26 protein-coding genes and 1 pseudogene are annotated in these 25,235 nt (G+C 55.3%); 21 read left to right on the top strand and 6 right to left on the bottom strand.

What is annotated here, in order from left to right; all coding sequences use genetic code 11:
• Window positions 1-1,014 precede the first annotated feature (1,014 nt).
• Window positions 1,015-1,416, top strand: coding sequence for a hypothetical protein (locus LZ634_RS18365; protein WP_234507766.1), 402 nt, complete (start codon window positions 1,015-1,017; stop codon window positions 1,414-1,416).
• 140 nt (window positions 1,417-1,556) lie between these two features.
• On the opposite strand, the gene LZ634_RS18360 is transcribed toward LZ634_RS18365, so the two are convergent.
• On the bottom strand, window positions 1,557-2,345 hold the full coding sequence (locus tag LZ634_RS18360) for a phosphotransferase family protein (protein ID WP_234507764.1): 789 nt from the start codon (window positions 2,343-2,345) through the stop codon (window positions 1,557-1,559).
• 357 nt (window positions 2,346-2,702) lie between these two features.
• Here LZ634_RS18360 and LZ634_RS18355 point away from each other — a divergent pair, with 357 nt between their 5' ends.
• From LZ634_RS18355 to LZ634_RS18340, 4 genes are all read left to right on the top strand, one after another.
• Window positions 2,703-4,064 carry a YncE family protein gene (locus tag LZ634_RS18355; RefSeq protein ID WP_234507762.1) on the top strand — a complete coding sequence of 454 codons (1,362 nt, stop codon included), beginning with the start codon at window positions 2,703-2,705 and terminating at the stop codon, window positions 4,062-4,064.
• A gap of 239 nt (window positions 4,065-4,303) precedes the next feature.
• The gene (locus LZ634_RS18350; protein WP_234507760.1) at window positions 4,304-4,645 is read left to right on the top strand and encodes a DUF1971 domain-containing protein; all 342 of its coding nucleotides are present in this window, start codon (window positions 4,304-4,306) and stop codon (window positions 4,643-4,645) included.
• Between the two features lie 77 nt (window positions 4,646-4,722).
• Entirely contained in the window at window positions 4,723-4,860 is a 138-nt protein-coding gene (locus LZ634_RS18345) for a hypothetical protein (RefSeq protein ID WP_234507758.1), read from the top strand.
• A gap of 12 nt (window positions 4,861-4,872) precedes the next feature.
• Window positions 4,873-5,499, top strand: coding sequence for a deoxynucleoside kinase (locus tag LZ634_RS18340; RefSeq protein ID WP_234507757.1), 627 nt, complete (start codon window positions 4,873-4,875; stop codon window positions 5,497-5,499).
• Window positions 5,500-5,725: 226 nt separating this feature from the next.
• On the opposite strand, the gene LZ634_RS18335 is transcribed toward LZ634_RS18340, so the two are convergent.
• Window positions 5,726-6,058: an EmrE family multidrug efflux SMR transporter gene (locus tag LZ634_RS18335; protein WP_234507755.1), complete on the bottom strand. Its 333-nt coding sequence runs from the start codon at window positions 6,056-6,058 to the stop codon at window positions 5,726-5,728.
• A gap of 135 nt (window positions 6,059-6,193) precedes the next feature.
• On the opposite strand from LZ634_RS18335, the pseudogene LZ634_RS18330 reads away from it, so the two are divergent.
• Window positions 6,194-6,391 (top strand): annotated as a pseudogene (locus tag LZ634_RS18330) (LysR family transcriptional regulator); the annotation flags it as partial.
• A gap of 126 nt (window positions 6,392-6,517) precedes the next feature.
• Here LZ634_RS18330 and tynA read toward each other — a convergent pair.
• The gene (tynA, locus tag LZ634_RS18325) at window positions 6,518-8,785 is read right to left on the bottom strand and encodes a primary-amine oxidase (RefSeq protein ID WP_234507752.1); all 2,268 of its coding nucleotides are present in this window, start codon (window positions 8,783-8,785) and stop codon (window positions 6,518-6,520) included.
• Between the two features lie 217 nt (window positions 8,786-9,002).
• Window positions 9,003-11,048 carry a phenylacetic acid degradation bifunctional protein PaaZ gene (gene paaZ, locus LZ634_RS18320; protein ID WP_234507750.1) on the bottom strand — a complete coding sequence of 682 codons (2,046 nt, stop codon included), beginning with the start codon at window positions 11,046-11,048 and terminating at the stop codon, window positions 9,003-9,005.
• A 285-nt stretch (window positions 11,049-11,333) separates the two neighbouring features.
• On the opposite strand from paaZ, the gene paaA reads away from it, so the two are divergent.
• From paaA to paaY, 13 genes are all read left to right on the top strand, one after another.
• Window positions 11,334-12,263 carry a 1,2-phenylacetyl-CoA epoxidase subunit PaaA gene (gene paaA / locus LZ634_RS18315; protein WP_234507748.1) on the top strand — a complete coding sequence of 310 codons (930 nt, stop codon included), beginning with the start codon at window positions 11,334-11,336 and terminating at the stop codon, window positions 12,261-12,263.
• Window positions 12,264-12,274: 11 nt separating this feature from the next.
• The gene (paaB, locus tag LZ634_RS18310) at window positions 12,275-12,562 is read left to right on the top strand and encodes a 1,2-phenylacetyl-CoA epoxidase subunit PaaB (protein WP_052283318.1); all 288 of its coding nucleotides are present in this window, start codon (window positions 12,275-12,277) and stop codon (window positions 12,560-12,562) included.
• Window positions 12,563-12,569: 7 nt separating this feature from the next.
• A complete protein-coding gene (gene paaC / locus LZ634_RS18305) occupies window positions 12,570-13,325 on the top strand; it encodes a 1,2-phenylacetyl-CoA epoxidase subunit PaaC (protein ID WP_234507746.1) in 756 nt (251 codons plus the stop codon).
• An 11-nt stretch (window positions 13,326-13,336) separates the two neighbouring features.
• Window positions 13,337-13,834, top strand: coding sequence for a 1,2-phenylacetyl-CoA epoxidase subunit PaaD (paaD, locus tag LZ634_RS18300; protein ID WP_234507744.1), 498 nt, complete (start codon window positions 13,337-13,339; stop codon window positions 13,832-13,834).
• 7 nt (window positions 13,835-13,841) lie between these two features.
• Window positions 13,842-14,912, top strand: coding sequence for a 1,2-phenylacetyl-CoA epoxidase subunit PaaE (gene paaE / locus LZ634_RS18295; RefSeq protein WP_234507741.1), 1,071 nt, complete (start codon window positions 13,842-13,844; stop codon window positions 14,910-14,912).
• Window positions 14,909-15,676 (top strand): 2,3-dehydroadipyl-CoA hydratase PaaF, encoded by a 768-nt coding sequence (gene paaF, locus LZ634_RS18290; RefSeq protein ID WP_234507740.1) that lies wholly within the window; start codon window positions 14,909-14,911, stop codon window positions 15,674-15,676. The genes paaE and paaF overlap by 4 nt, the downstream gene beginning before the upstream one ends.
• A 2-nt stretch (window positions 15,677-15,678) precedes the next feature.
• Complete coding sequence (gene paaG / locus LZ634_RS18285; RefSeq protein ID WP_234507738.1) at window positions 15,679-16,467, top strand: 2-(1,2-epoxy-1,2-dihydrophenyl)acetyl-CoA isomerase PaaG; 789 nt, start codon at window positions 15,679-15,681, stop codon at window positions 16,465-16,467.
• 3 nt (window positions 16,468-16,470) lie between these two features.
• The gene (gene paaH / locus LZ634_RS18280; protein ID WP_234507736.1) at window positions 16,471-17,889 is read left to right on the top strand and encodes a 3-hydroxyacyl-CoA dehydrogenase PaaH; all 1,419 of its coding nucleotides are present in this window, start codon (window positions 16,471-16,473) and stop codon (window positions 17,887-17,889) included.
• Window positions 17,882-18,304 carry a hydroxyphenylacetyl-CoA thioesterase PaaI gene (gene paaI, locus LZ634_RS18275; protein ID WP_234507734.1) on the top strand — a complete coding sequence of 141 codons (423 nt, stop codon included), beginning with the start codon at window positions 17,882-17,884 and terminating at the stop codon, window positions 18,302-18,304. The genes paaH and paaI overlap by 8 nt, the downstream gene beginning before the upstream one ends.
• The gene (gene pcaF, locus LZ634_RS18270; RefSeq protein ID WP_234507732.1) at window positions 18,304-19,509 is read left to right on the top strand and encodes a 3-oxoadipyl-CoA thiolase; all 1,206 of its coding nucleotides are present in this window, start codon (window positions 18,304-18,306) and stop codon (window positions 19,507-19,509) included. Before paaI ends, pcaF begins: the two co-directional genes overlap by 1 nt.
• Before the next feature lie 28 nt (window positions 19,510-19,537).
• Window positions 19,538-20,854 (top strand): phenylacetate--CoA ligase PaaK, encoded by a 1,317-nt coding sequence (paaK, locus tag LZ634_RS18265; protein ID WP_234507730.1) that lies wholly within the window; start codon window positions 19,538-19,540, stop codon window positions 20,852-20,854.
• A 119-nt stretch (window positions 20,855-20,973) separates the two neighbouring features.
• A complete protein-coding gene (gene paaX / locus LZ634_RS18260) occupies window positions 20,974-21,900 on the top strand; it encodes a phenylacetic acid degradation operon negative regulatory protein PaaX (protein ID WP_234507728.1) in 927 nt (308 codons plus the stop codon).
• A gap of 11 nt (window positions 21,901-21,911) precedes the next feature.
• Entirely contained in the window at window positions 21,912-22,508 is a 597-nt protein-coding gene (gene paaY / locus LZ634_RS18255) for a phenylacetic acid degradation protein PaaY (protein ID WP_234507726.1), read from the top strand.
• Here paaY and LZ634_RS18250 read toward each other — a convergent pair.
• On the bottom strand, window positions 22,501-23,394 hold the full coding sequence (locus LZ634_RS18250; RefSeq protein WP_234507725.1) for a LysR family transcriptional regulator: 894 nt from the start codon (window positions 23,392-23,394) through the stop codon (window positions 22,501-22,503). The two genes, paaY and LZ634_RS18250, sit on opposite strands and share 8 nt — an antisense overlap.
• 101 nt (window positions 23,395-23,495) lie before the next feature.
• Here LZ634_RS18250 and LZ634_RS18245 point away from each other — a divergent pair, with 101 nt between their 5' ends.
• Both LZ634_RS18245 and pptA read left to right on the top strand, forming a co-directional pair.
• A complete protein-coding gene (locus LZ634_RS18245) occupies window positions 23,496-24,038 on the top strand; it encodes an AAA family ATPase (protein WP_234507723.1) in 543 nt (180 codons plus the stop codon).
• A gap of 83 nt (window positions 24,039-24,121) precedes the next feature.
• Window positions 24,122-24,349, top strand: coding sequence for a tautomerase PptA (gene pptA, locus LZ634_RS18240; RefSeq protein WP_052283306.1), 228 nt, complete (start codon window positions 24,122-24,124; stop codon window positions 24,347-24,349).
• 108 nt (window positions 24,350-24,457) lie between these two features.
• On the opposite strand, the gene LZ634_RS18235 is transcribed toward pptA, so the two are convergent.
• A complete protein-coding gene (locus LZ634_RS18235) occupies window positions 24,458-25,048 on the bottom strand; it encodes a flavin reductase family protein (protein ID WP_234507721.1) in 591 nt (196 codons plus the stop codon).
• Between the last annotated feature and the right edge of the window lie 187 nt (window positions 25,049-25,235).

The following is a 25,235-nucleotide window of genomic DNA, read 5'->3' as shown; positions in this document are numbered from 1 at the left end:
AATCATATGGCTAAATGATTTTGCGGGATGGGGGGGAGCACTTTATTTATTCATCAAAAGTGTATTCGGCTTTTTCTTATCCCTCATATATAAGAGAGTAAACAAACAGAACAAATAATGAAGAAATGTCGTGTTAATCTCGCATGAGATAACAACGGTGATGCATTTTAGTTAAAATGACTTTACATCTAATAATTATGTTTTTTATATGCGCATATAATTTAACTCAATAAGCTGATTTTTTAAGTTTTCGCATAAAATAATAGAAAAATATGAGAGATCAATTTAGAATCGGCCAGGAAAGATATGTGTTACATTATATCATATCATTTGTCTGTTGCAGGTTTGAGCCATAGGTTGGTTAGCGCCAGCCTATGGCTCGTGGAACACTCTAAATAGTTGACGCTATTCAGAGTTCACATCAGCAATCATTTGCGCTTAAAAATAACGCAAATATTTTTGCTTTTACTTCGATTTAACAAGCTTAGATATATTAGGTCATTCGTATGAAAAATTCAATTTTAGGTTTAGCTATTAGTGTGGCCCGGGACTGTATATAAGCGTTCCACGATAATATACATGAGTGTGTTTGGGTCGTTTCTGTTCACGTCGAACGGCCTTTATTAACGAATTCTTCAGGAGTTTGGGATATATGTCTCGCATTGAAATAGCGCTGCTGATTGCGCTGGTCGGATTTATTGTGCTCGCCATTATTTACTGCTCGCTGGTGACGTTGGTATGGAATTTTATTTCATAAAACACTGAAGGAGGTAATTCGATGGGGATATGGCTATGCGAAAATTAATGCATATAGGATTGGTCGCTTTCAATAATATTCCACACAACAGTATATATTGCCGATCATGTAGGATAACGAATGATGATGAAAAACTTCCGGCGCGGTCTTAATGCCATCTTGCTATCAATTGTCGTTTGCGCGTTCGCTTCTGCCGTTCATCAGTATTTTTCACATATGCTCACGGTAAATTTTGAATCAACCAGGAAGGTTAATAAATGAAAGCATGTTTAACGGGGGCTATGCTGGTGTGTATCAGTGCCAGCACGCTTGCAAAAAGTGCTGATGTTGCTATTGCTGATTGTGCCGACGAAAGTCTGGCGATTATTACTCATGTTAGCCATGCCGCCGGGGACGTTATTGTCGGGCCCGATGATTCTACAATGCGCAAATTACGCGTGAATGTTAGCAATATTTGTACCTCTGCATATACCCAAGGATTAGCGGCGAGAACGTCAAAGGAGATTAAGTTAACTCACGAGCAGGTGAGGCCCGCTATGCGCGGGTGGATCGCTGCGAGAATGCCGAAAGATATTCCTGAAGAGTTAACTGACAGAATGACCAATACGCTGACGGATGCCTTTATGGGGGCATATGCACACAGTCCAGACGCCGACTAGTTATCAAATATCGACTATATCTTCCAGGCAGGTTCGAGAGCAGGGTGGTTACCCTGCTATTTGAGCTGAAGGTCCGCTGTGAGCGAGAAACAGACATTCTAACCTGTAATGGGCGGCACGTTTAAATAATTATTATTCATTCAAAGCATTCTTACTACGCTACCTAACCAACCGGGGAGATGTTCCTTATACCACTTGAGATATAAGGGCAATGCTGTCTTTTGCCGCTCATCAAGTAGCACAACCACTTCAGTGACAATCCACGCTTTGGTAATAGCAATTTCTCTCGCTAACCAATTGTGATTATTATAAAAAGATAATCGGCAATAACGTTCTGCAAGATCAATGAACGTTTGCTTCGTACCCATTCCCTTGATAAGAGGGGCCAGGTCGATAGCGGGACTCCCTTTTCCAAACCTCTCCCAGTCAAAAAGAACCAGATCACCGTTATCTCTTCTTCCCCAGTTTCCAGCATTACTATCGCCAGAAACCAGACTTTGGTAGCCAAACAAAACATCACTACACTGCTGAAAACGTCGTAGTTGCTGTGCACTTTCTTCAGGTAATGCCAGGAGTATGAGGGATTTTTCGAGCGCTAACTCTGACCATAAGTGAGTATGGTAGAGCCATTCAGAATTCACAGGATATCGATGTAAACGCCCCAGCATAGCTAATGCGTCATCTGAGGCTACATAGGCCTGCTCAACCTGATGAGGGATATATTCCATTCTTAACTTACGCAGGACGGCATCAACGGATAAGAGCTTTGGAGTAGCGATCTCTGCCTGATTAAGTTTTGTCGCAGTGTGTTGATAAAAAGCGAATTCCACTTCTCCAACAGGAAACTTTTCAACGACCTGGTGACCGAAGTTATCTAAAGCCAGCGCCACGTTAGCGGTGCCCATTTTGGATAAGTCCCTGGCAGACATACATTATCCCTATAGCTTAGAGGTTTAGTTATTCTGGTTTAAAGTGTAATGCAAGTTGGACGTTACGCCGACAACGCTAAGCCAACCATCAACATCTCCTGAGGTTAACCACGTCCGCAGTTGACACAACGTCGTCACTTTACCAAAAAATCTCCTTCTTATTCACCCGCTTACATCCGATTCACTTGCATTTAAGATATCATTGAAAACAGTAATGATAATTATTTGCACTTGCATGGTATGTTGAATGTGCTTTTAACAAGACATATTTCTCATAGCGGAAGGTAAGACTCAGTGCATGGGGAATAACCTGTGGCTGCATTGAGATGCAGCATTAATACAGTTTATGGAGATACGATGAGAAGAATTTCAGTCCGTTCAATGCTGTTGGCCTCCACTATTGCGATGTCAACTGCCACAACAGCATACGCCGATAGCCAATGGGCGGCCGCCAGCACTACCTTTCCTGGCAGTATCCGCGCCGGATCAAGGGACGTTCCTGTTAAGCCTGGAGATCAAACGGTTATAACGATTAAGAGCCTGCAGGCGGGGGCGACCGTCACCATGCTGAATGGTACTGAAGTCCTGACACCAAAACCACTGACCGCCGACGAGAAGGGAAACCTCACTATTCCGCTAAACGTTCCGGCTAATGCTGGTACAGGCCTTCATCCGCTCACTGTTATCACGCAAAATCCCCCGAGCGTTTCGCAGGTCATGTTGAAATTGTCCCAGGTTGTTCCCCCGAAAAACACGGAGGCTTTCAGGCTGCAAACCATTCCCGTTGGTGAACGGGCTTACCAGTCGGCAGTTTCGGCCGACGGGAAGCTGTTCGTGACTTCTGCTCGTGGCCCGAAGGATGGCAGCCGCCTGATGAGACTGAACGCCGGAACGCTTGCCATCGAAGCGGAGGCTACGCTGCCTAAAGACAAAAAGGGTGAGCAGATTGGTGTCTTCGGCGTCGGTGTTGATAATGTCCATCATCATGTCTGGACGACGAACACGCTTGCCGAGACGGTGACCGTCTATGACGCAAAGACGCTTTCCGCCGTGAAAGTCTTTCCCGAGGGATCTGTCGCGCATCCACGCGATGTGGTTATTGATGAAGTTCACAATCGGGCTTATGTCAGCGCAGCTCTGACCGGTTTTATCGAGGTATATGATACAAAAACGCTGGAACACATCGGTCAGCTGGAGTTCGTGGTGGAGCGTGGCAAAAACCTGTTTAACAATACCGATCTTGCCCTCGACAGTGCTGGTGAGAAACTCTATGGCGCCAGCCGCGATACGCCATGGGTAGGCTGGATTGATCTTAAAACGGGCAAGAGCACGACGGTGAAAGTACCTCAGGCACAGGGCGCAACCGACATCGCTCGCGATCCGCAGACCGGTCGTCTTTACGTCGCTTCCCAGGAGACGAACAATGTCGTGGTTCTTGATGCGGACGGCAAGGTTCTTGCAGATTCTTACATTGGTGCCGGGGGCGTATCTGTAATCTGGAATCCAGTGACGTCGCAGGTTTTCGCCGCCACGCGTGCAGGCGGAACCGTTGCTGTTCTGGACAAGGACGGTAAACTGGTCGCTAATATCCCGATGGATGAAACGCCAAACCACCTCACCGTCGCTCCTGATGGTGCTGTTTATCTGGTGTCTATGTATGGAACTGTCGGGGATAAAGCTCAGGCAGGTTCAGTGACGAAGGTCACCCCCAAAAAATAGCGGTATGAGCTCGCTAAGTTATTCGCGGGCAGACCGGCTAATATTATTAACCCCTGCCGCTTATGCGGCGGGGGATTGGCGTGTCCTGCACAAATTCGGGGCATTTTTAAACTCTTGCTCATACTTGCCCCAGTGGTGTTGTGTGCAACCAATGTCGTTAATGAGATTAATTTTCATTTGGGCTTTACAGTGCAATTGCAAAGATGTATTTTTAATGCATCTTATAGCGGGAGATAGACATGAGCCACTACAGAATACCTAAAAACTGGACAATCAAGCGTTCAACACCGTTTTTCACTAAAGACAATGTTCCATCAGCATTGCTAAGCCACCACAATACGGCCGCTGGCATTTTTGGCCAGCTGTGTGTGATGGAAGGAACGGTGACCTATTACGGATTTGAAAATGAACATGCTACTGAACCAGAAATAGAAGTTGTTATTGAAGCGGGTCGTTTTGCAACTAGCCCACCACAATACTGGCACCGTATTACAATGACTGATGATGCGCAGTTCAATATCAACTTCTGGGCCGAGCCATCATTCTCAGGAGAAGAACTCTATAGTTCTAACAAATCATAAATAGAAATCCCCCGCTCGTTTCAGCGAGGGGAAGCTACCTGTAGATAAATATGAATAAATTTTTAAGAGAGTGTTCCATGAAGCTTGATTTTGGTGAGCGGGAAATCTGCAATGAGTTGTCTCTAATGCATGTTGGTGAATATCAAGAGTTTATTTGCCACGAGGCAGCTGTATATTTTGAAAATGAGCCTGAAGATAATTTCCCACTCAATTAAAAGAAATGGCTAATGAAAATTGTTGCGATAGAGGCGAATATTGCCGCAGGGAAAACGACGCTTCTTGAGCCTCTTGCTCAGGAATTATCAAAATTAACAGATGCTACATGGGAGGTCATTAGAGAACCGGTGGATGAAGACCCTATTTTCCTGGAGTTATTACAGATTTTCGTAGAAAACCCTGACAACGCTGATGCCAGAGTCGCCTTTCAACTGTATATAACCCGTAACCGACAGGCTCTTTTAAGCAATATAGCTGAGGGGAATTACATCATTGAACGCTCATTGTTTAGTGACCTGGTATTCTGCCATGCAAATTTCTTAACAACCGAGCAGCCGTCGGCCAGTTACATGTCATACTTCTATCAAATTAAAAATTATCTAAAACATTATCCGCAAATCGATTTGGTCGTCTATGTTGATCGAGATGTTGAATCTTGTTTTAACGCTTGCATGGCTCGTGGGCGCGCCGGAGAAAGTGAATATTCTTTGGATTATTTTCAGGATCTTAAAGCTTTTCACGATGCTTGCTTACCTCAGATTACTCGCCAATACGGGGCAAAACTCGTTACGCATAATGTTGAAACGGGGTTTGCGTGCCCTAATGAAGTGGCGCAAGCAATCATTAAGAATCTATAACAACTCTGCATACAGACCAAATTAATTATGGTTGATGATTCAAATGTAAGTAAAAATAAAGGATGCGATTTTAAAACTTCGCTACTGGCCAAATGCGGGTATTCTCGTAGAGTACAGGAGTCTACTGCGCACGAGAACCGGTCTTAAGTTAAATGAATTTGCAAATAATGTTTTTAATTTAAAAAACATCTAAGCGCACCAAGTCTTCGACACGCTTCCAGAAGGATTAATGTGGGGCGGATTTTGAAAAAATATTAATAACAAGCACCCCGGCACAAATAAGGAACATACCTGCGATCGCGGGGAAATCAAGCTTCTGCCCACTGACCAACCAAGCTAAAAGACTGATTAATACTATCCCAGCGCCAGACCAAATTGCGTATGCAATACCCGTTGGAATAGTCGACAGCGTCTGAGCAAGCAAATAAAAGGCAGTGCAGTAGCACACGATGGTTGCTACAGATGGCCAAAGGCGTGTAAATCCGTCGGAGAACTTCATCAGTGTCGTACCGATGACTTCAGCTACGATGGCCCCAGCAAGAAAAATGTATGAATTCAAAATCTGACCCTATGTGGCAGTCTAAAACAAATATTTTATCACAAAGGGTTAGATGAGTTTGAACATAAACCCAACGCGGTGAGATGCTCGCGCTTCGTTTCGCTGATATGGCTTTGTGCGAAGATCTCTTATGTGATTTTAACCAGCTTGGGTATCGGCAGGCTGTTTGAGCCGGTATATCAGCTGCAGCCGGACAAAGCGCAGTTTGTCCCGGGAATGGAAAATTACTGGCGGAAGTACCCGGCGGTCTATCTTTACTACCTAAAGAGCGCGGGCAGGAGCAAGCGGGTCAGAGTGCTTATCGATTTTCTCATCGCGCAGACGAAACGGTAAGCGTGCTGAATTACGACGCAGATAGCCGTTGGCCCCGGCTGGCAAAAAAAAGAGCCCGCAGGATGGCGGGCTCTTTCGACAGACCTTATGGATTTAGCGCGATTGACGCTGAAATCACCGTGTGACTTACTTTTTCTTCTCGCCCAGCGTTGGCGTTTCGTCGAAGAAGTTCCACGGTTTCAACAGTGCGTGCGCCCATTCGGTTGGCATAATCGGCCACTCTTCCGCGCGAGCCACGTGGGTGGTCCCGGTGGTAATCCATACCACGTCATCGTTATTTTTCAGCGACTCGTCATCCTTCGCATATTGTCCCAGGCCGGTATCGTGCACCGAACGGTTCGGGTATTTACCTTCTGGATAACGCTCTTCCTGATGGTAACGAGTGACCCACAACTGTTTGTCCATAAAGCTCAGGCGATGATAAATCCACTCGTCTGGCGCGAATTTCGCGCCGGTTGCCGCCGGGTGAGTGCCTCCCGCGTAAGGGATAATCTGGTACGACACCGGATTGCCCATGCGGTTTTCTTTGGTGGTGTTGCTCAACAGGCGAATCGTGCCTGGGTCATATTTCTGCGCGGCTTTCTGCTCGGTTTCGATGTCGTACTGGTTCACCTGCATGGTGCTGGTGCGCGGGCCACCGCTGGTGTTTGGCTTCACTTCCGGGTCCATCGCCACCAGGCTGTTATTCTCACCGTCCACGTCGAGATCGAGGCGGAAGTTGTAAATATGCTGGTGGGTGGTGCCGACGATATTATGGTCGATCAGCGTCCCGTAGCGGGTATCGTCTTTGGCGCTTGGGTCGTGCATGGTTTTCGCCAGTACGCCTTTCACCGCTTCAATCCCCGTTGCACCGGCATCGATACCGATAGTGCCGTTTTCGTGGAATACCCAGTCGAAGATGTAGTCGTAGTTACCGACGGTGCTTATCCAGCGCACCACCAGCTCACGACGTTCGGTACTGACGTTCGGCTGGCCCATCTCCTGGTGCTTATATTCCGGCCCGGCATAACGTTCAAAGATTGCCACCGCGCGTGGAATGGTGGTTGGCGTACCGGTGTAGTCGGCAATGGTTTCATCCAGCAGCACGGCGTTAGATGGCGCATCTTTACCGCGGGCGATAGGCGAGGTCAGGGTGCCCATCCCGTAATCGCCGGAGTCCAGATACGCTTTGAAGTACCAGCCGATATCCGGGTCGCCGTAAGGCACGATCATCCCACCCAGCGATCCTTCGTACATCACCTGGCGTTTTTTACCGTTGTCGTTATAGGTCACGGTAGAGAGAATCGGCCCGACGCGGGAGTTCAGGCGCAGGTGGAAGTCCCAGTTCTGCCAGTGCACCATATCGCCGGTGATGGTGTAGTTTTTACCTTCTGGTTCGATAATATCCAGCGGTTTCACCGATTTTGCCACGCGATCGCGACCATCAAACGGACGAGATTCCATTGGCACCGGAATGACCGGGCCTTCTTCAATTTTGATGATTTTTTTCTGCTCAAGATCGACAACGGCCACCAGGTTCTCAATCGGGTGCGCCCAGTAGTTGCCGTCGCCGGTGTTGAGATAGCTGATCACTTTCAGCAGGCGCGCGTCCTGCTTGAGGCCATCTTTGCCGTCGAAGTAGCCGACGGTCAGCGGCGTGGTGACGACCTTGGTAGTGTCTTTAATTCCGCGTTTCTTCAGCACGTCAGCAAACTCGGTGCTGGCGTTAATGATGTTCTGCACGCTGACGAAATCGTCAATCAGCACCATGCCGTGGGCATCTTTGATTGGCGTCCAGGAGAGGATCTTTTTGCTTTGCAGATCGACGACCGCTTCGATAACGTGCTTACCGTCGAGCATAATCACGTCGGCGGTGCGCGGGGCATTCACCGGGGTGCCGTTGAGGGCGAAATCCCAAACCGCTTTTTTATCCGGCTCATGCAGGGAAATCTCGGTGAAACGGGTATTTGGCTGGAACTCAGGCGCGGCTTTCACAATCGTTACCGCTTCGCCAATCTCGGCAGAGGACAGCGAGTTCAGCGGGTGCGGCACCTTCTCAACCTGGAAGGTCTGGTCAAGGCCAGACTGGAACACGTCGTTGATAAAGGTGTCAGAAACCCACGCTTTACCTTGCTTCATCACCACCGGGGCCTGCAAATTCAGGGTTTTGCCGTTGAGGATCGCGGTTTTCGCGCCCGGTTTCACCTTCACATAGGCGCCGTCTTTAATCAGGGTGTACATCTGCGCATAGTCATCCCACTGCACGTCCGCGCCAAATTCCTGCAAGGTTTTGTCCATTGGCACCATATGCGCTTCGCCGCCGTGGGCGAAGGCCGGGCTTTGCCAGGCGCAACACAGCGCGATAGCCAGCGCGAGCGCCGTTTTACGTTTAGACAGATTCAAAGCTTTAGACATTGTGACCTCATCTTATCGTTATGTTGTGCCGTGCCAGGCTTTTCTTGTTCAGTCTCTTAACCTAACAGCCGAACGTCATTCAGCGTTTGCTTGCGCTTGCCAGGTTATTTGTCAGTTTTGCCAGTTACAAAAAAATGCCTCCGCAGAGGCATTGAGTAAATTGTTGCGCTGGCTCGACGTTGGCACACGCCGTTATCGTGCCGCGATGGCGACCGCGTTAGACAGGGAAATCACCCTGCTGACGGGCGACCAGCGTCAGGATGGAGTAGAGGGCGACCGCCTGCTGATGCTGGTTGAAAATCTCCACCGACCATTCCACCACGCCGGTGGCTTTCTCTTCGGCGTTGCGCTGGCGCTTGACCGTTTTACGCTTGCAGGTCAGGCGAACCTGAATGGTGTCGCCCGGCTTAACCGGCTCAATAAAGCGCAGGTTTTCCATACCATAGTTGGCGATAACCGGGCCGACGCCCGCATCAACAAACAGACCGGCCGCGGCGGAAATCAGGAAGTAACCGTGCACCACGCGTTCGCCAAAAATCGACTCGGCGGCGGCAATTTTGTCCATGTGGGCGTAGAAGTGATCGCCGCTCAGACAGGCGAAGTTGACGATGTCCGCTTCGGTTAGCGTCCGGCGCGGGGTCAGCAGGCTATCGCCCGGCTGGATCTCTTCGAAGTATTTACGGAACGGGTGAATGCGGTCTTCCGCGACCTGCGCGCCGCGTACCCACTGCTGGCCGATAACGGCCAGCATGGTTGGGCTGCCCTGAATCGCCGTGCGCTGCATGTAATGTTTCACCGAGCGCAGGCCGCCCAGCTCTTCACCACCGCCGGCGCGTCCTGGGCCACCGTGAACCAGCTGCGGCAACGGCGAACCGTGGCCGGTTGATTCAGCGGAAGATTCTTCGTTCAGCACCTGAATACGACCGTGCGCACGCGCTGCACCGAGAATAAACTCACGGGCCAGCGGACCGCTGGCGGTCACCAGCGTACCGGCCAGGCTACCGCCACCTGCGCGCGCCAGTTGCATGGCGTGGTAGCTATTCTGATACGGCATCAGCGTGGCTACCGGGCCAAAGGCTTCGATGGCGTGAACGGCGGAGACTTCATCCGGCTGGGTGCACAGCAGCAGCGTTGGCGGGAAGAAGGCTCCGGCGGCGCTCAGGTCGGCTTTACCACCCAGCAGCACCTCGCAGCCGGCCTGTACCAGGCGGTTGACGTTGTCCTGCACATCCTGGCGCTGCTCGGCGTTAACCAACGCCCCCATTTTGACGCCTTCCTGCGCGGGGTCGCCGACCACCACTTTTTGCAGACGGGCAATCAGCGCGTCGCTCACCGCCTTAATCTGTGCCTGCGGCACGATAATACGGCGAATGGCGGTACATTTTTGCCCAGCTTTCGCCGTCATCTCACGCACCACTTCGCGGATAAACAGCGCGAATTCCGGCTGTTCAGGAGTCACATCATCGCCTAAAACGCAGCAGTTGAGCGAGTCGGCTTCCATGGTGAATGGAATCGATTTCGCCACCAGATTCGGATGCACGCGCAGCTGCTGCCCGGTATGGGCCGAACCGGTAAAGGTCACCACGTCCTGGCTATCAAGCTCGTCGAGCAGAGAGCCCGCGCCGCCGCAAATCAGGCTGATCGCACCGTTTGGTACCAGACCACTCTCGACAATCGCTTTGACCATTGCCTGCGTCAACTGCGCGGTGGCGGTGGCCGGTTTGATGATAGCCGGCATCCCGGCAAGCCAGGTTGGCGCCAGCTTTTCTAACATGCCCCAGCACGGGAAGTTGAAGGCGTTGATATGTACCGCTACCCCGGATTTCGAGGTCAGTACGTGGCGTGCGGCAAAGCCGCCCTGTTTAGACAGGGGGATCAGCTCATCTTCCGGCCACAGGGTATCGTCCGGCAGCTCACGCCCGCCAAGCCCGGCGTAGGTGAAGAGGGTGCCGATACCGCCTTCAATATCCACCCAGCTGTCGGCGCGGGTGGCGCCGGTTTCGGCAGAAATGGCGTAGAAATCAGCTTTTAGCTCCAGCAGATGTTTTGCCACTGCTTTGAGCATTGCGCTGCGTTCAATAAAGGTCATTGCCTGTAAGGCTTTGCCACCGTTCTCGATAGCGAAACGACGCGCCTGCGCCATATCCAGACCTTCGCTGGTCACTTCCCACAGTGCTTCGCCGCTGATGGCGTGGTGAATGGTGCGGGTGCGGCCCTGGCCTGTCTGCCAGGTGCCGGATAAATAGCTGGCTAACTTCTGCATCGTAAATCTCCAGATATGTTACGTAATCTCGCTATAAATAGTTCTTTTCTGAATCATAAAATGCAAGCCTGATTTTAATAATTTGTTAACAATGCGATCGCGGACACGAAGCGACAATGCGTCACGTGGCTGTTTATAAGAGGTTTTGCAAAAGCCTTTGCGGTACGCATCACAAAATTAACAAACAAAATTTGTGGTTTTATTTAACTAAGATGTAACTTTTATAAAACAAAGTGATTCACAAAAATTGATTTGTTGAATTTATCGGAATCATAAGGTGATGACGTGACAGAAGAACAACGCTTTGACCAGCGCATCGCGCAGGAAACAGCCATCGAACCGCAGGACTGGATGCCCGATGCCTACCGTAAAACGCTGATCCGCCAGATTGGCCAGCATGCGCACTCCGAGATTGTCGGCATGCTGCCGGAAGGCAACTGGATAACCCGCGCTCCAACGCTTCGTCGCAAAGCGATTCTGCTGGCGAAAGTGCAGGATGAAGCCGGGCACGGCCTGTATCTCTACAGCGCCGCCGAAACCCTCGGCTGCGCCCGCGAAGATCTGTACCAGAAAATGCTCGACGGGCAGATGAAGTACTCCTCCATCTTTAACTACCCAACCCTGACCTGGGCCGACATCGGCGTGATTGGCTGGCTGGTTGATGGCGCGGCGATCGTCAACCAGGTCGCGCTGTGCCGTACTTCATACGGCCCGTATGCACGAGCGATGGTGAAAATCTGTAAAGAAGAGAGCTTCCACCAGCGTCAGGGCTTTGAAGCCTGCATGGCGCTGGCTGCGGGCAGCGAAGAGCAACGGCAAATGCTGCAAGACGCGATTAACCGCTTCTGGTGGCCGGCGCTGATGATGTTTGGGCCAAGCGATGACAACTCGCCAAACAGCGCGCGCAGCATGGCGTGGAAAATCAAACTGCACTCCAACGATGAACTGCGTCAGCGCTTTGTCGACAACACCGTTCCACAGGTTGAGATCCTCGGTATGAAAGTGCCGGATGCCGACCTGCAGTTGGACGCAGAGAGCGGCCACTATCGCTACGGCGAAATTGACTGGCAGGAACTCAACGAAGTTATCAACGGGCGTGGCATTTGTAACCACGAACGTCTGGGCGCGAAACGTAAGGCCTGGGAAGAGGGGGCATGGGTGCGCGAAGCCGCGCTGGCACATGCTCAAAAACAACAGGCCCGCGACGCCGCCTAAGGAGAAAGAGAATGAGCAACACATACTGGCCGTTATACGAAGTTTTTGTCCGCAGCAAACAGGGGCTGTCGCACCGCCACGTGGGAAGCCTGCACGCCGCCGATGACCAGATGGCGCTGGAAAATGCCCGTGATGCCTACACCCGCCGCAGCGAAGGCTGCTCTATCTGGGTGGTAAAAGCCAGCAGCATCGTCGCCTCGCAGCCGGAAGAACGCGGTGAGTTCTTCGACCCGGCGGAAAGCAAAGTCTACCGTCACCCAACGTTCTATACCGTGCCGGACGGCATGGAACATATGTGAGGCAGCGATGAATAACCTGAATCCTGTTGCAACGTATGCCCTGCGTCTGGGCGATAACGGCCTCGTGCTGGCCCAGCGCTTAGGCGCCTGGTGCGGCCATGCGCCGGAGCTGGAAATTGATCTGGCGCTGGCCAATATCGGTCTGGATCTGCTGGGGCAGGCGCGCAATTTCTTAAGCTACGCCGCCGAACTCTCCGGCAGCGGCGACGAAGATACGCTGGCCTTCGGCCGCGACGAACGTCAGTTCCGCAATCTGCTGCTGGTTGAACAACCGAACGGCAACTTTGCCGACACCATTGCTCGTCAGTTCTTTATCGACGCCTGGCACGTGGCGCTGTTCAGCCGTCTGGTCAACAGCCGCGATGCGCAGATTGCCGCGATTGCCGCCAAAGGACTGAAAGAAGTGCGCTATCACCAGCGTTTTAGCCGCGGCTGGCTGGAGCGACTGGGCAACGGCTCCGAGCTCTCCGCCCAGCGGATGCAGCAGGCGGTCGACAGCCTGTGGCGTTTTACCGGCGAGCTGTTTATGGCCGATGAGCTGGAATTAACGCTGGTTGAGCAGGGGATCGCCGTCGACTCGCGTGAACTTGAGGCCGAATGGCAGACCACGGTGCATACCGCGCTGCTCGACTCCGGCTTACAGATCCCGCAGGAAGCCGCGTTCCGCAGCGGCGGTAAGCAGGGCCTGCACAGCGAACATCTGGGGCCGATGCTGGCGGAAATGCAGTATCTGCAGCGTTCGTATCCCGGTCAGCAGTGGTAATGGAGGTGGCTATGCAACGTCTGGCTGCAATCGCACCCGCCGAGGTGCGCACCGTCTGGGGATTGCTCAGCGCCATCCCCGATCCGGAAGTGCCGGTACTGACGATTACCGACCTTGGCATGGTCAGAAGCGTTGAACGTCATGGCGACGGCTGGGTGATTGGCTTTACGCCAACGTACTCCGGCTGCCCGGCGACTGAGCACCTGCTGGGTGAGATTCGTTCGGTAATGACCGAGCACGGTTATACGCCGGTGCACATTGTTCTGCAGCTTGACCCGGCATGGACCACCGACTGGATGAGCCCGGACGCCCGCGAGCGTCTGCGCCAGTACGGCATCAGCCCGCCGCAGGCCCACGCCTGCCATGCGGAAATGCCGAGCGAAGTGCTGTGTCCGCGCTGCGGTAGCACCCACACCTCGCTTATCAGCGAATTCGGTTCGACGGCCTGTAAAGCGCTCTATCGCTGCGACAGCTGCCGTGAACCCTTTGATTACTTTAAATGTATTTGAGGTTGCGATGACAACATTTCATTCGCTTACCGTGGCAAGCGTCGAGCCGGAAACCCGCGATGCGGTGACCATCACCTTCGCCATTCCCGACGCACTGCGCAGCGTTTACGCCTTTCGCCCCGGCCAGCATCTGACGCTGAAAACCCGCCTTGGCGGTGAAGAGCTGCGCCGCTGCTACTCCATCTGCCGCAGCCGCTCGCCGTCCGAAATCAGCGTGGCGGTGAAAGCTATCGACGGCGGCCGCTTCTCGCGCTATGCCCAGAGCGATATCCAGCAGGGCATGGAATTTGAAGTGATGGTGCCGCAGGGCCACTTTGGCTATCAGCCGTCTGCCGAGCGCCGCGCTAACTACCTGGCGATTGCCGCCGGTTCCGGTATCACCCCGATGATGGCGATTATTGAAGCCACGCTGGCGACCGAAAACGACAGCCGTTTCACGCTGATTTACGGCAACCGCAGCAGCCATAGCATGATGTTCCGCCAGGCGCTGGCCGATCTGAAGGATCGCTACCCGCAGCGTTTGCAGGTGGTGCACCTGTTCAGTCAGGAGTCGATGGACAGCGATCTGCTGCAAGGGCGCATTGACGGCGACAAGCTGCGCGCACTCTCCGAACACCTGCTTGATTTCAGCCGCTTTGACGACGCGTTTATCTGCGGCCCGTCGGCAATGATGGACGACGCGGAAACCACGCTGCGCGCCCTCGGTATGCCGGAGAAATCCATTCACCTTGAGCGCTTCAACACCCCTGGCACCAGCGTGAAACGCGCCACCGGTGTACAGGCGGAAGGCCGTACCGTCACGCTGCGCCAGGATGGCCGTGAGCGCCTGATTTCCCTGAGCGCCGAGGACGACAGCATTCTGGATGCCGCGCTGCGCCAGGGGGCGGACCTGCCGTTCGCCTGTAAAGGCGGCGTGTGCGCCACCTGTAAATGCAAAGTGGTCCGCGGCGAAGTGGCGATGGCCGCCAACTACAGCCTGGAAGCCGATGAACTGGCCGCCGGTTATGTGTTGAGCTGCCAGGCACTGCCCACCAGCGGCGATGTGGTGGTCGACTTTGATGCGCGGGGGATGGCATGAGCGAACTGCTAATAACCCGTCACGACCGCGTCCTTCAGCTAACTCTGAACCGCCCGCAGGCGCGTAACGCCCTGAATAACGCGCTGCTTGGGCAGATTGCCGAGGCGCTGGAAAGCGCCGCGGCGGACGCCACGATTAGCGTCTGCGTCATCAGCGGCAACCCGCGCTATTTCGCCGCCGGGGCCGATCTCAACGAAATGGCGGAAAAAGATCTGCCCGCCACCTTCGACGATCTGCGCCCCCGTCTGTGGGCGCGGATTGATGCATTCAATAAGCCGCTGATTGCGGTGGTCAACGGCTACGCGCTGGGTGCGGGCTGTGAACTGGCGTTGCTGTGCGATCTGGTGATTGCCGGGGATAACGCTCGCTTTGGTTTACCGGAAATTACCCTGGGCACTATGCCGGGCGCCGGCGGTACCCAACGTCTTATTCGCAGCGTCGGCAAAGCGCTGGCTAGCCGCATGGTGCTGAGCGGCGAAAGCATCGACGCCCAGCGGGCGCAGCAGGCGGGGCTGGTGAGTGATATTCACCCGGCAGCGCTTTCCGATGAGTATGCGCTGAAGCTGGCGGCGACCATCGCTCGCCATTCACCGCTGGCGCTGCGCGCGGCCAAGCAGGCGCTGCGTCTGTCGCAGGAAGTGACTTTGCAGGCCGGGCTGACCCAGGAACGCCAGCTGTTTACGCTGCTGAGCGGCACGGAAGATCGTCGTGAAGGCATCGCTGCCTTCTTAGAAAAACGTACACCGGAATTTAAAGGACGCTAACCGTGGAAGCTTTCATTCAGTGTGAGATTGAACAGGGCGTTATGACCCTGACGCTAAACCGCCCGGACCGCCTCAATAGCTTTAACGATGTGATGCACCAGCAGCTGTCCGATTGCTTAAAACAGGCCGAGCGCGACGACACCATTCGCTGCCTGTTAATCACCGGCGCGGGACGCGGTTTTTGCGCCGGTCAGGATTTGAACGACCGTAACGTTGACCCAAGCGGCCCCGCGCCGGATTTGGGCATGTCGGTAGAGCGTTTTTACAACCCGCTGGTGCGCCGTCTGGCCGCGCTGCCAAAACCGGTTATCTGTGCGGTTAACGGCGTTGCCGCCGGTGCGGGCGCGACGCTGGCGCTGGGCTGCGACATTGTGATTGCCGCGCGCTCCGCCAAATTTGTGATGGCGTTCAGCAAGCTCGGCCTGGTACCGGACTGCGGCGGGAGCTGGGTGCTGCCGCGCGTTGCCGGGCGCGCCCGTGCGATGGGCCTGGCGCTGCTGGGCGATAGCCTTAGCGCCGAGCAGGCCGCGCAGTGGGGGATGATTTGGCAGGTGGTGGATGACGCAGCGCTGAAAGACACCAGCCTGACAATGGCTCGCCATTTCGCTTCGCAGCCGACCTACGGCCTGGGGCTGATTAAAAAAGCGCTGCAGCTTTCCGAGACCCACACCCTTGACCAGCAGCTTGACGTCGAACGTGACTTCCAGCGTATGGCCGGGCGCAGCGACGATTACCGTGAAGGCGTCAGCGCCTTCCTCGCCAAACGCGCGCCACAGTTCAGCGGGAAATAAGCCATGAGCCAGAATCAATTCACTGTCGCCGTGATTGGCGGCGGCACCATGGGCGCCGGCATTGTCGAAGTGGCGGCCAGCGCCGGGCATCCGGTGCGCCTGTATGACATCTCCGTAGAAGCGATTACCCGCGCCATCGACGGTATCCGTCAGCGTCTGGAGAGCCGCGTCAGCCGGGGAAAACTCAGCGCCGAGCAGGCTCAAGCACTGCTTGCGCGTATTACGCCAGCCACCGAATTAAGCCAGCTCGCCGACGCGCAGCTGGTGATTGAAGCGGCATCTGAGCGTCTGGAGATTAAACAGGCGCTGTTTAGCCAGCTGGCGGAGATCTGTTCAGCGTCAACGCTGCTGACCAGCAACACCTCGTCCATCTCTATTACCGCTATCGCTGCCGGAATCAAGCACCCGGAGCGCGTGGCGGGGCTGCATTTCTTTAATCCCGCGCCGGTGATGAAACTGGTGGAAGTGGTCAGTGGGCTGGCGACCTCTGCGGAAGTGGTAGAGCAGCTGTGCGCCTGCGTAAGCCGCTGGGGCAAACAGGCGGTGCGCTGTCGCTCAACGCCGGGCTTTATCGTTAACCGCGTGGCGCGCCCTTACTACGCAGAGGCCTGGCGCGCGCTGGAAGAGCAGGTAGCGTCGGCGGAAGTGATTGATGCCGCGCTGCGTGATGGCGGCGGATTCCCAATGGGGCCGCTGGCGTTAACCGATTTGATCGGCCAGGACGTCAATTTCGCGGTCACCTGTTCGGTATTTAACGCTTTCTGGCAGGACCGTCGTTTTCTGCCGTCGCTGTTGCAACAGGAGCTAGCGATTGCCGGGCGTCTGGGTAAGAAAAACGGCCACGGCGTCTACCGCTGGCCGGTGGAAACCCAGCCAGAACTGGCTGAACCGACATTAACCGCCGACTCAGCCGCGCAAATTATTGTAAGTGACAACGTCACTAAGCTGGATGGCGTTTTGCTGCTCGAGACCTGTGGGGAAACCGCGCTGGCGCTAAGCGTGCGTCACGGCTGTCCGGTGGTGGTTTACGACCATAGCGCTGGCGATACGGTCGTGTTGGCGGCGGCTGCCACCAACTCTCCGGCCGAGACCGATAAAGCTATTTACCACTTCCAGCAGCAGGGCAAAAAAGTGCTGCGTATCGCCGATTACCCGGGCCTGCTGGTGTGGCGCACGGTGGCGATGCTGGCCAACGAAGCGCTGGATGCGGTGCAAAAAGGCGTTGCCAGCGCCGAGGATATCGATACCGCCATGCGTTTGGGAGTGAACTACCCACGTGGCCCGCTGGCCTGGGGCGAATCGCTTGGCTGGGGACGCGTACTGCGCGTGCTGGAAAACCTTCAACAGCACTACGGCGAAGAACGCTACCGCCCGAGTGCACTGCTGCGCCAAAAGGCGCTTCTGGAGATGCGTCATGAGTAACGAAGCCTGGCGCAACGCCCGCGCCATGTACGAGAAAGATACCTGCGCTCGCGCGCTGGGGATTGAGATTATCGAAATGGACGACGGCTATTCGCAGATGACCATGGCGGTAACGCCGTCAATGCTGAACGGCCATCAGACCTGCCACGGCGGGCAGCTGTTCTCGCTGGCCGATACCGCGTTTGCCTATGCCTGCAACAGCCAGGGGCTGGCCGCGGTGGCGTCTGCCGCCAGCATCGACTTTGTTCGCCCAGCGTTTACCGGCGACCTGCTGACCGCCACCGCGCGGGTGAAACAGCAGGGCAAACTGACCGGCGTTTACGACATTGAAATTGTGAATCAGCAGCAAAAAACAGTAGCCCTGTTTCGCGGTAAATCGCACCGCATCGGCGGCACTATCACGGGAGAAGTCTAATGCGCGACGCGTTTATTTGTGACGGAATTCGTACTCCGATTGGCCGCTACGGCGGTGCGCTGGCGGGCGTCCGCGCCGACGATCTGGCGGCGATCCCGCTGCGCGAACTGTTGAGCCGCAACCCGCGTCTGGACGCCAGCTGTATCGATGATGTGATCTTCGGCTGCGCTAACCAGGCGGGTGAAGATAACCGCAACGTGGCGCATATGGCGACGCTGCTGGCGGGCTATCCGCACAGCGTGGCGGGCACCACCATTAACCGCCTGTGCGGTTCGGGTCTGGATGCCATCGGCTTTGCCGCGCGCGCCATCAAAGCCGGTGATGCGGATCTGCTGATTGCCGGCGGCGTCGAGTCAATGTCTCGCGCACCGTTCGTCATGGGCAAAGCCACATCCGCCTTCCAGCGTCAGGCCGAGATGTTTGATACCACCATCGGCTGGCGTTTTGTGAACCCGCTCATGCAGCAACAATTTGGTACTGACAGCATGCCGGAAACGGCGGAGAATGTAGCTGAATTGTTAAATATCAGCCGCGAAGATCAGGACGCCTTTGCTTATCGCAGCCAGCAGCGTACGGCGCAAGCCCAGCGCGACGGCATTCTGGCGCAGGAAATTGTGCCGGTGCAGATAATCGGCAAAAAGGGCGCGGTGAGCGCAGTGCGTGATGATGAGCATCCGCGTGCGGAAACCACGCTCGAACAACTGGCGGCGTTGAAAACTCCCTTCCGTAAAGGCGGCGTCGTCACCGCCGGTAATGCGTCTGGCGTTAACGACGGCGCCGCCGCGATGATCATCGCCAGTGAACAGCAGGCCCATGCTCAGGGGCTGACGCCACGTGCGCGTATCGTGGCGATGGCGACTGCAGGCGTGGAGCCTAAATACATGGGGCTGGGGCCGGTGCCAGCGGTACGTAAAGTGCTGGAACGCGCCGGGCTGAATATTAACGATATGGATGTGATTGAACTCAATGAAGCCTTTGCCGCTCAGGCGCTGGGCGTCATGAGGCAGCTTGGGCTGGCGGATGACGCCGCGCATGTTAACCCGAACGGTGGCGCCATCGCCTTAGGCCACCCGTTGGGCATGAGCGGCGTGCGCCTGGCGCTGGCGGCAAGCCTGGAACTGGAACGACGCAAAGGACGCTATGCGCTGTGTACGATGTGTATTGGCGTGGGCCAGGGCATTGCCCTGATCCTCGAGCGAGTGTGAGCTAATTGACCTGCGAGTACCCTAAAAAATGACAACTACAACAACATTAGATCCGATTGAAACCGCATCGCGTGACGAATTACAGGCACTGCAAACTGAACGTCTGAAATGGACGCTCAAACACGCCTATGAAAATGTACCGATGTATCGCCGTAAATTCGACGCGGCGGGGGTGCACCCGGATGATTTCCGTGAGCTGAGCGACCTGAGCAAATTTCCCTGCACCACCAAGCAGGATCTGCGTGATAACTATCCGTTCGACACCTTTGCGGTGCCGATGGAGCAGGTGGTGCGTATCCATGCGTCGTCCGGGACCACCGGCAAGCCGACCGTCGTCGGCTATACGCAAAACGATATCGACACCTGGGCCAATATCGTCGCCCGCTCGCTGCGCGCAGCCGGCGGTTCGGCGAAAGATAAAATCCACGTTGCCTATGGCTATGGCCTGTTTACCGGCGGCCTGGGCGCGCACTACGGTGCGGAACGTTTAGGGGCGACGGTGATCCCGATGTCCGGCGGCCAGACTGAAAAACAGGCCCAGCTGATTCGTGATTTCAAACCTGACATGATCATGGTGACGCCGTCCTACTGCCTGAACCTGATTGAAGAGCTGGAACGCCAGATGGGCGGCGATGCGCGCGGGTGTTCGCTGCGTACCGGCGTGTTTGGCGCCGAGCCGTGGACCGCCGGTATGCGGGCGGAAATTGAACGCCGCCTCGGCATTACCGCGCTGGATATCTACGGCCTGTCAGAAGTGATGGGCCCGGGCGTGGCGATGGAGTGTATCGAAACCAGCGACGGCCCAACCATCTGGGAAGACCATTTCTTCCCGGAAGTGGTTAACCCGGAAGACGGCACGCCGCTGGCCGATGGTCAACACGGCGAGCTGCTGTTCACTACGTTGACCAAAGAAGCGCTGCCGGTTATCCGTTACCGTACCCGCGATCTGACGCGCCTGCTGCCGGGCACCGCCCGCACTATGCGCCGGATGGATCGCATCAGCGGCCGCAGCGACGACATGCTGATTATTCGCGGCGTCAACGTCTTCCCATCGCAGCTGGAAGAAGAGATCCTCAAAATTGAACATCTGGCGCCGCACTATCAGCTGGAAGTGGATCGTCGCGGGCATCTTGATTCGCTTTCCGTGCGCGTCGAGCTTAAAGAAAGCAGCTTAACGCTGAGCCACGAACAGCGCTGCCAGATTTGCCACCACCTGCGTCACCGCATTAAGTCGATGGTTGGCATTTCCACCGACGTGAGCATCGTCAACTGCGGCAGCATTCCTCGCTCTGAAGGCAAGGCCTGCCGTGTGTTTGACCTGCGTAAAGCGGCGGCAAACGGTTAAGGTCACCCCTCAGCCTTCGGTAGCCCGGCATCGAGCCGGGCTACCAGATCCTGCCATACCCGGGATTATTTCCTGTGCTATGATTCAAAAAGGATATAAATAACAACAGAATGAATCATATGGACAAACTCGATAGCTTTATTCAGCAGGCGGTGACGACGATGCCCATCAGCGGCACCTCGCTTATCGCCTCGTTATACGGTGACTGCTTATCCCAGCGCGGCGGCGAAGTCTGGCTGGGAAGCGTGGCCGCGTTATTAGAAGGATTAGGATTTGGCGAGCGCTTTGTGCGCACCGCGCTGTTTCGCCTGAACAAAGAAGAGTGGCTGGACGTGGTGCGAATTGGCCGCCGCAGCTTTTATCGTCTGAGCGACAAAGGGCTGCGCTTAACCCGCCGCGCGGAGAGCAAAATCTACCGCGCCAGCGCGCCGGAGTGGGACGGCACCTGGCTGCTGCTGCTGTCGGAAGGATTAGAAAAATCCACCCTGGCAGAAGTCAAAAAACAGCTGATTTGGCAGGGGTTTGGCGTGCTTGCGCCGAGCCTGCTGGCGTCGCCTTCGCAAAAGCTCGCCGACGTCCAATCGCTGCTGCATGAAGCGGGCGTGGCGGAGAACGTTATTTTCTTCGAAGCCCATTCGCCGCTGGCAATTTCCCGCGCCGCGCTGCGCGAACGGGTAGAAGAGTGCTGGCATCTGACCGAACAAAACGCCATGTACGAGGCGTTTATTTCGCTGTTCCGCCCGCTGCTACCGCTGCTGCGCGATGCGCAACCGGATGAGCTAACGCCAGAGCGCTGCTTCCAGATCCGTCTGCTGCTGATCCATTTTTACCGCCGAGTGGTGCTTAAAGATCCGCTGCTGCCGGAAGAGCTGCTGCCCGCCCATTGGTTAGGGCAAACGGCGCGCCAGCTGTGCATCAATATCTATCAACGTGTGGCCCCTGGGGCGCAGGCTTTTGTCAGTGAAAAAGGCGAAAGCTCGGTGGGTGAACTGCCCGCGCCGGGGCCGCTCTATTATCAACGTTTCGGGGGATTGCCCGAGGCGTAACAGGAGAAGCCATGCCGATTTACCAGATGGACGGGATGATCCCGGTGGTTCCCGCGGAAAGCTATGTGCACCCAACCGCCGTACTGATTGGCGATGTGATCCTCGGAAAAGGGGTCTACGTTGGGCCAAATGCCAGTCTGCGCGGTGATTTTGGCCGCATCGTGGTGAAGGATGGCGCCAATATTCAGGATAATTGCGTAATGCACGGTTTTCCGGGCCAGGATACGGTGGTAGAAGAAGACGGCCACATCGGTCACGGCGCCATCCTCCATGGCTGCGTGATTGGCCGCAACGCATTAGTGGGCATGAGCGCGGTGATTATCGACGGCGCATCTATCGGTGAAAACAGTATCGTCGGCGCGTCGGCGTTTGTTAAAGCGCGCGCCGACATGCCCGCCAACCACCTGATTGTCGGCAGCCCGGCGAAAGCGATTCGCAGCTTAACCGAGCAGGAACTGACGTGGAAAAAGCAGGGCACCCGCGAGTATCAGGTGTTGGTTGAACGCTGCCAGAATACGCTGTTTGAAGTGCAGCCGCTGACCGAGGAAGAACCCAATCGTAAGCGGCTGGAGTTTGATGACGACCTGAAGCCAAAATCGGCTATTTAGTATCGCGTAGCGCGTCGACCAGCAACGAAAAGGCGGTGGTGTGCTGGCGACGGCTTGGGTAGTACAGATAGTAACCGGGGAACGGTGCGCACCAGTCGGCGAGCACGTGCTGTAAACGCCCGTCGGCAATGGCTTCGCGTACCGTATCGTCTGGCACATAGGCTAGCCCCAGCCCGGCTTCGGCTGCATCAAGCCGCTGCGGCAGGCAGTTAAGAGTCAGCTGGCCTTCCACGCGCACCCGCAGCGGTTCGCCGTTTTGTTCAAACTCCCACGCATATAGCCCGCCGCGCGTGGGTAAGCGCATGTTGATGCAGCGATGCTGCTGCAAATCGTGCGGAGTTTGCGGCACACCGTACTTTTCCAGATACGCCGGTGAGCCGACCACCGCCATACGCATATCCGACGCAATACGCACCGCAATCATATCGCGCGCTACCTGTTCGCCGAGGCGCACGCCCGCGTCGTAGCGCGCATCGACGATATCGGTCAGACCGTTATCAACGGTAACCTCGATATTGATATCCGGGTATTGCTGCATAAACGCTTTGAGTTTGGGCCACAGTACTTCGTTCATCGCATGTTCACCTGCGGTCAGGCGAATGTTGCCCGCCGGATGTTCGCGCGAATCGCGCAGGGCGGAGATCTCCTGCTCAATTTCCAGCAGGTGCGGGCTCAGGCGCTGATAGAGCTTTTCCCCGGCCTCGGTCGGCGCGACGTTGCGCGTGGTGCGTGTTAACAGGCGTACATCCAGTCGACTTTCCAGATTACGCATCGCATGGCTTAGGGCAGACTGCGACACCCCAAGCTGTGCGGCGGCGCGGGTAAAGCTGCGCTCGCGGGCGACCACCATGAAGGAGATCAGATCGTTAATATTGTCTTTTAGCATCGGGGAAGGCCATTAATGAATCTGGTTCATATTTTCGCGGAATTTATTTAGTGTAATGGCCACAGGTTTATATGCAACTCTCTGAATGTTAGCGAGGCCCGATGAAAATCAATGTGGTAGGAACCAGCGGTGTCGGCAAATCAACGCTGGCCCGCCGTCTGGCGCAAACGCTCTCACTGCCGTATATCGAAATGGACCGCTTGTACTGGCGGCTCGATTGGCAGGGAACGCCCGATGACGAACTGTTCGCCAGGCTCACCGAGGCGACCGATGCGCCGTGCTGGGTGCTGGACGGCAACTATAACCGCAGTCGCCCGGTAAAGTGGCGCGATGTTGATATGGTGGTGTGGGTCGATTACGGTTTCTGCCGCACCCTGCGCCAGGCGGTCTCCCGCGCCGCCACGCGGGCGTGGCGAAAGCAGGAACTGTGGCCCGGCACCGGCAACCGCGAAAGCTTTCGCCGATCGTTTGCCAGCCGCGAGTCGATAATCTTGTGGACGCTAAAAACCTGGCGGGCCAACCGTCAGCGTTATCTCAGCGACATGCACGATCCGCGCTGGCAGCATATCCGCTTCGTGCGTCTACAAAATCGCCGTGATACCGAGGCGTTCGTGGCCGAATTGACGGCCCAAAAAATGAATTAATTCGCGGTATTAGCGCACAAAATGCCCGCCGTTTTGTCTGCGCTATGATAGTTTTAAACCTCTAACAATAAGGAGTCCTGCCGATGCCACACGTTGATATTAAATGTTTTCCCCGCGAGCTGAGCGATGAACAAAAAACCGCGCTGGCCGCTGACATTACCGAAGTGCTGATTCGTCATCTGAACACCAAAGACCGAGCGGTGAGCGTGGCGCTTAATCAGGTGCAGGAGAGCGACTGGCAGCAGGTGTGGGACGGTGAAATTGCACCGAAAATGGATGAGCTGATTAAAAAACCGGGCTATAGCATGTAACCGAACTGCCTGCATTCCTGCATTTTTTCGGGCTACGTTCAAGACCATTGAAGCGTAGCCCGAATTCCATTCTCAATCCTGAAACCCCTCGTACAGACGTCGTCAGCCTTACACCGGCTTATCGTCCGGCGTATTGGCGCGGATCTGCCTGCCGCTGGCAACAAACGTCCCAGCACCAAGATGATGCAGCGTATTGCGCTTATCGTCGTCGAATTGCCAGCGTCCAGCAACGAACGCCTGTTCATCGGCGGCGGCGGCAACCACTTCGCCGAAGAGCGTGTCGTACTGCGCCGCCGCGGCGGTGGCGGGCAGTAACCGGCACTCCATCCACGCCAGACATTTTTTTTCCACCAGCGGCAGGCCAAGTACCGGGCCGGTTATCGCCGGAATCCCGTAGGCGTTAAATTTATCCTCTTCACGCCCGCTGACGCTACCGACGGCATAGGTCCAGCTGGCGGCGGCGACGCCCGGTACCACGATGCCAAAGGTGCCATTGCGTTCGATGATTTCCCGCGACCATGCGCTTTTATCGACCACAATCGCTATCCGCGGCGGCGCAAACTCGACCGGCATCGACCAGGCGGCGGCCATCACGTTGCGGCGTTTGGTTTCAACATCATAGCTGGTTATCAGAACGGTAGGGCCGTGGTTAAGCAAACGGCTGGCGTGCTGGAGTTCAACGGGGCGAAAACGGCTCATGGGTTTTCCTTTGCGTAAATAGACATGTCTCTCGCCACACATTAAATCGCAATAAAAGCGTAATCAATACGTCATATCGCCTGCCTATAGTCGCCTGCACTAAGTCCCAAAGAGGATAACACTATGTTAGCTCCCCTGTTTTTATCACAGGTGAGCGTGTCTGCCTTGTCGCCACTCCCATGGGGAG

It is taken from the genome of Kluyvera intermedia (genome assembly GCF_021440345.1).
GTDB lineage: Bacteria > Pseudomonadota > Gammaproteobacteria > Enterobacterales > Enterobacteriaceae > Kluyvera > Kluyvera intermedia_A.
Note: the sequence above shows the minus strand (reverse complement) of the source record. Positions and strands in the feature narration are given on the sequence as shown.

Bases quoted from the DNA above. Each gene is read 5' to 3' on its own strand.
- LZ634_RS18365 (WP_234507766.1), top strand. From the start codon at position 1,015: ATGAAAGCATGTTTAACGGGGGCTATGCTGGTGTGTATCAGTGCCAGC.
- LZ634_RS18360 (WP_234507764.1), bottom strand. From the start codon at position 2,345: ATGTCTGCCAGGGACTTATCCAAAATGGGCACCGCTAACGTGGCGCTG.
- LZ634_RS18355 (WP_234507762.1), top strand. From the start codon at position 2,703: ATGAGAAGAATTTCAGTCCGTTCAATGCTGTTGGCCTCCACTATTGCG.
- LZ634_RS18350 (WP_234507760.1), top strand. From the start codon at position 4,304: ATGAGCCACTACAGAATACCTAAAAACTGGACAATCAAGCGTTCAACA.
- LZ634_RS18345 (WP_234507758.1), top strand. From the start codon at position 4,723: ATGAAGCTTGATTTTGGTGAGCGGGAAATCTGCAATGAGTTGTCTCTA.
- LZ634_RS18340 (WP_234507757.1), top strand. From the start codon at position 4,873: ATGAAAATTGTTGCGATAGAGGCGAATATTGCCGCAGGGAAAACGACG.
- tynA (WP_234507752.1), bottom strand. From the start codon at position 8,785: ATGTCTAAAGCTTTGAATCTGTCTAAACGTAAAACGGCGCTCGCGCTG.
- paaZ (WP_234507750.1), bottom strand. From the start codon at position 11,048: ATGCAGAAGTTAGCCAGCTATTTATCCGGCACCTGGCAGACAGGCCAG.
- paaB (WP_052283318.1), top strand. From the start codon at position 12,275: ATGAGCAACACATACTGGCCGTTATACGAAGTTTTTGTCCGCAGCAAA.
- paaC (WP_234507746.1), top strand. From the start codon at position 12,570: ATGAATAACCTGAATCCTGTTGCAACGTATGCCCTGCGTCTGGGCGAT.
- paaD (WP_234507744.1), top strand. From the start codon at position 13,337: ATGCAACGTCTGGCTGCAATCGCACCCGCCGAGGTGCGCACCGTCTGG.
- paaE (WP_234507741.1), top strand. From the start codon at position 13,842: ATGACAACATTTCATTCGCTTACCGTGGCAAGCGTCGAGCCGGAAACC.
- paaF (WP_234507740.1), top strand. From the start codon at position 14,909: ATGAGCGAACTGCTAATAACCCGTCACGACCGCGTCCTTCAGCTAACT.
- paaH (WP_234507736.1), top strand. From the start codon at position 16,471: ATGAGCCAGAATCAATTCACTGTCGCCGTGATTGGCGGCGGCACCATG.
- paaI (WP_234507734.1), top strand. From the start codon at position 17,882: ATGAGTAACGAAGCCTGGCGCAACGCCCGCGCCATGTACGAGAAAGAT.
- pcaF (WP_234507732.1), top strand. From the start codon at position 18,304: ATGCGCGACGCGTTTATTTGTGACGGAATTCGTACTCCGATTGGCCGC.
- paaK (WP_234507730.1), top strand. From the start codon at position 19,538: ATGACAACTACAACAACATTAGATCCGATTGAAACCGCATCGCGTGAC.
- paaX (WP_234507728.1), top strand. From the start codon at position 20,974: ATGGACAAACTCGATAGCTTTATTCAGCAGGCGGTGACGACGATGCCC.
- paaY (WP_234507726.1), top strand. From the start codon at position 21,912: ATGCCGATTTACCAGATGGACGGGATGATCCCGGTGGTTCCCGCGGAA.
- LZ634_RS18250 (WP_234507725.1), bottom strand. From the start codon at position 23,394: ATGCTAAAAGACAATATTAACGATCTGATCTCCTTCATGGTGGTCGCC.
- LZ634_RS18245 (WP_234507723.1), top strand. From the start codon at position 23,496: ATGAAAATCAATGTGGTAGGAACCAGCGGTGTCGGCAAATCAACGCTG.
- pptA (WP_052283306.1), top strand. From the start codon at position 24,122: ATGCCACACGTTGATATTAAATGTTTTCCCCGCGAGCTGAGCGATGAA.
- LZ634_RS18235 (WP_234507721.1), bottom strand. From the start codon at position 25,048: ATGAGCCGTTTTCGCCCCGTTGAACTCCAGCACGCCAGCCGTTTGCTT.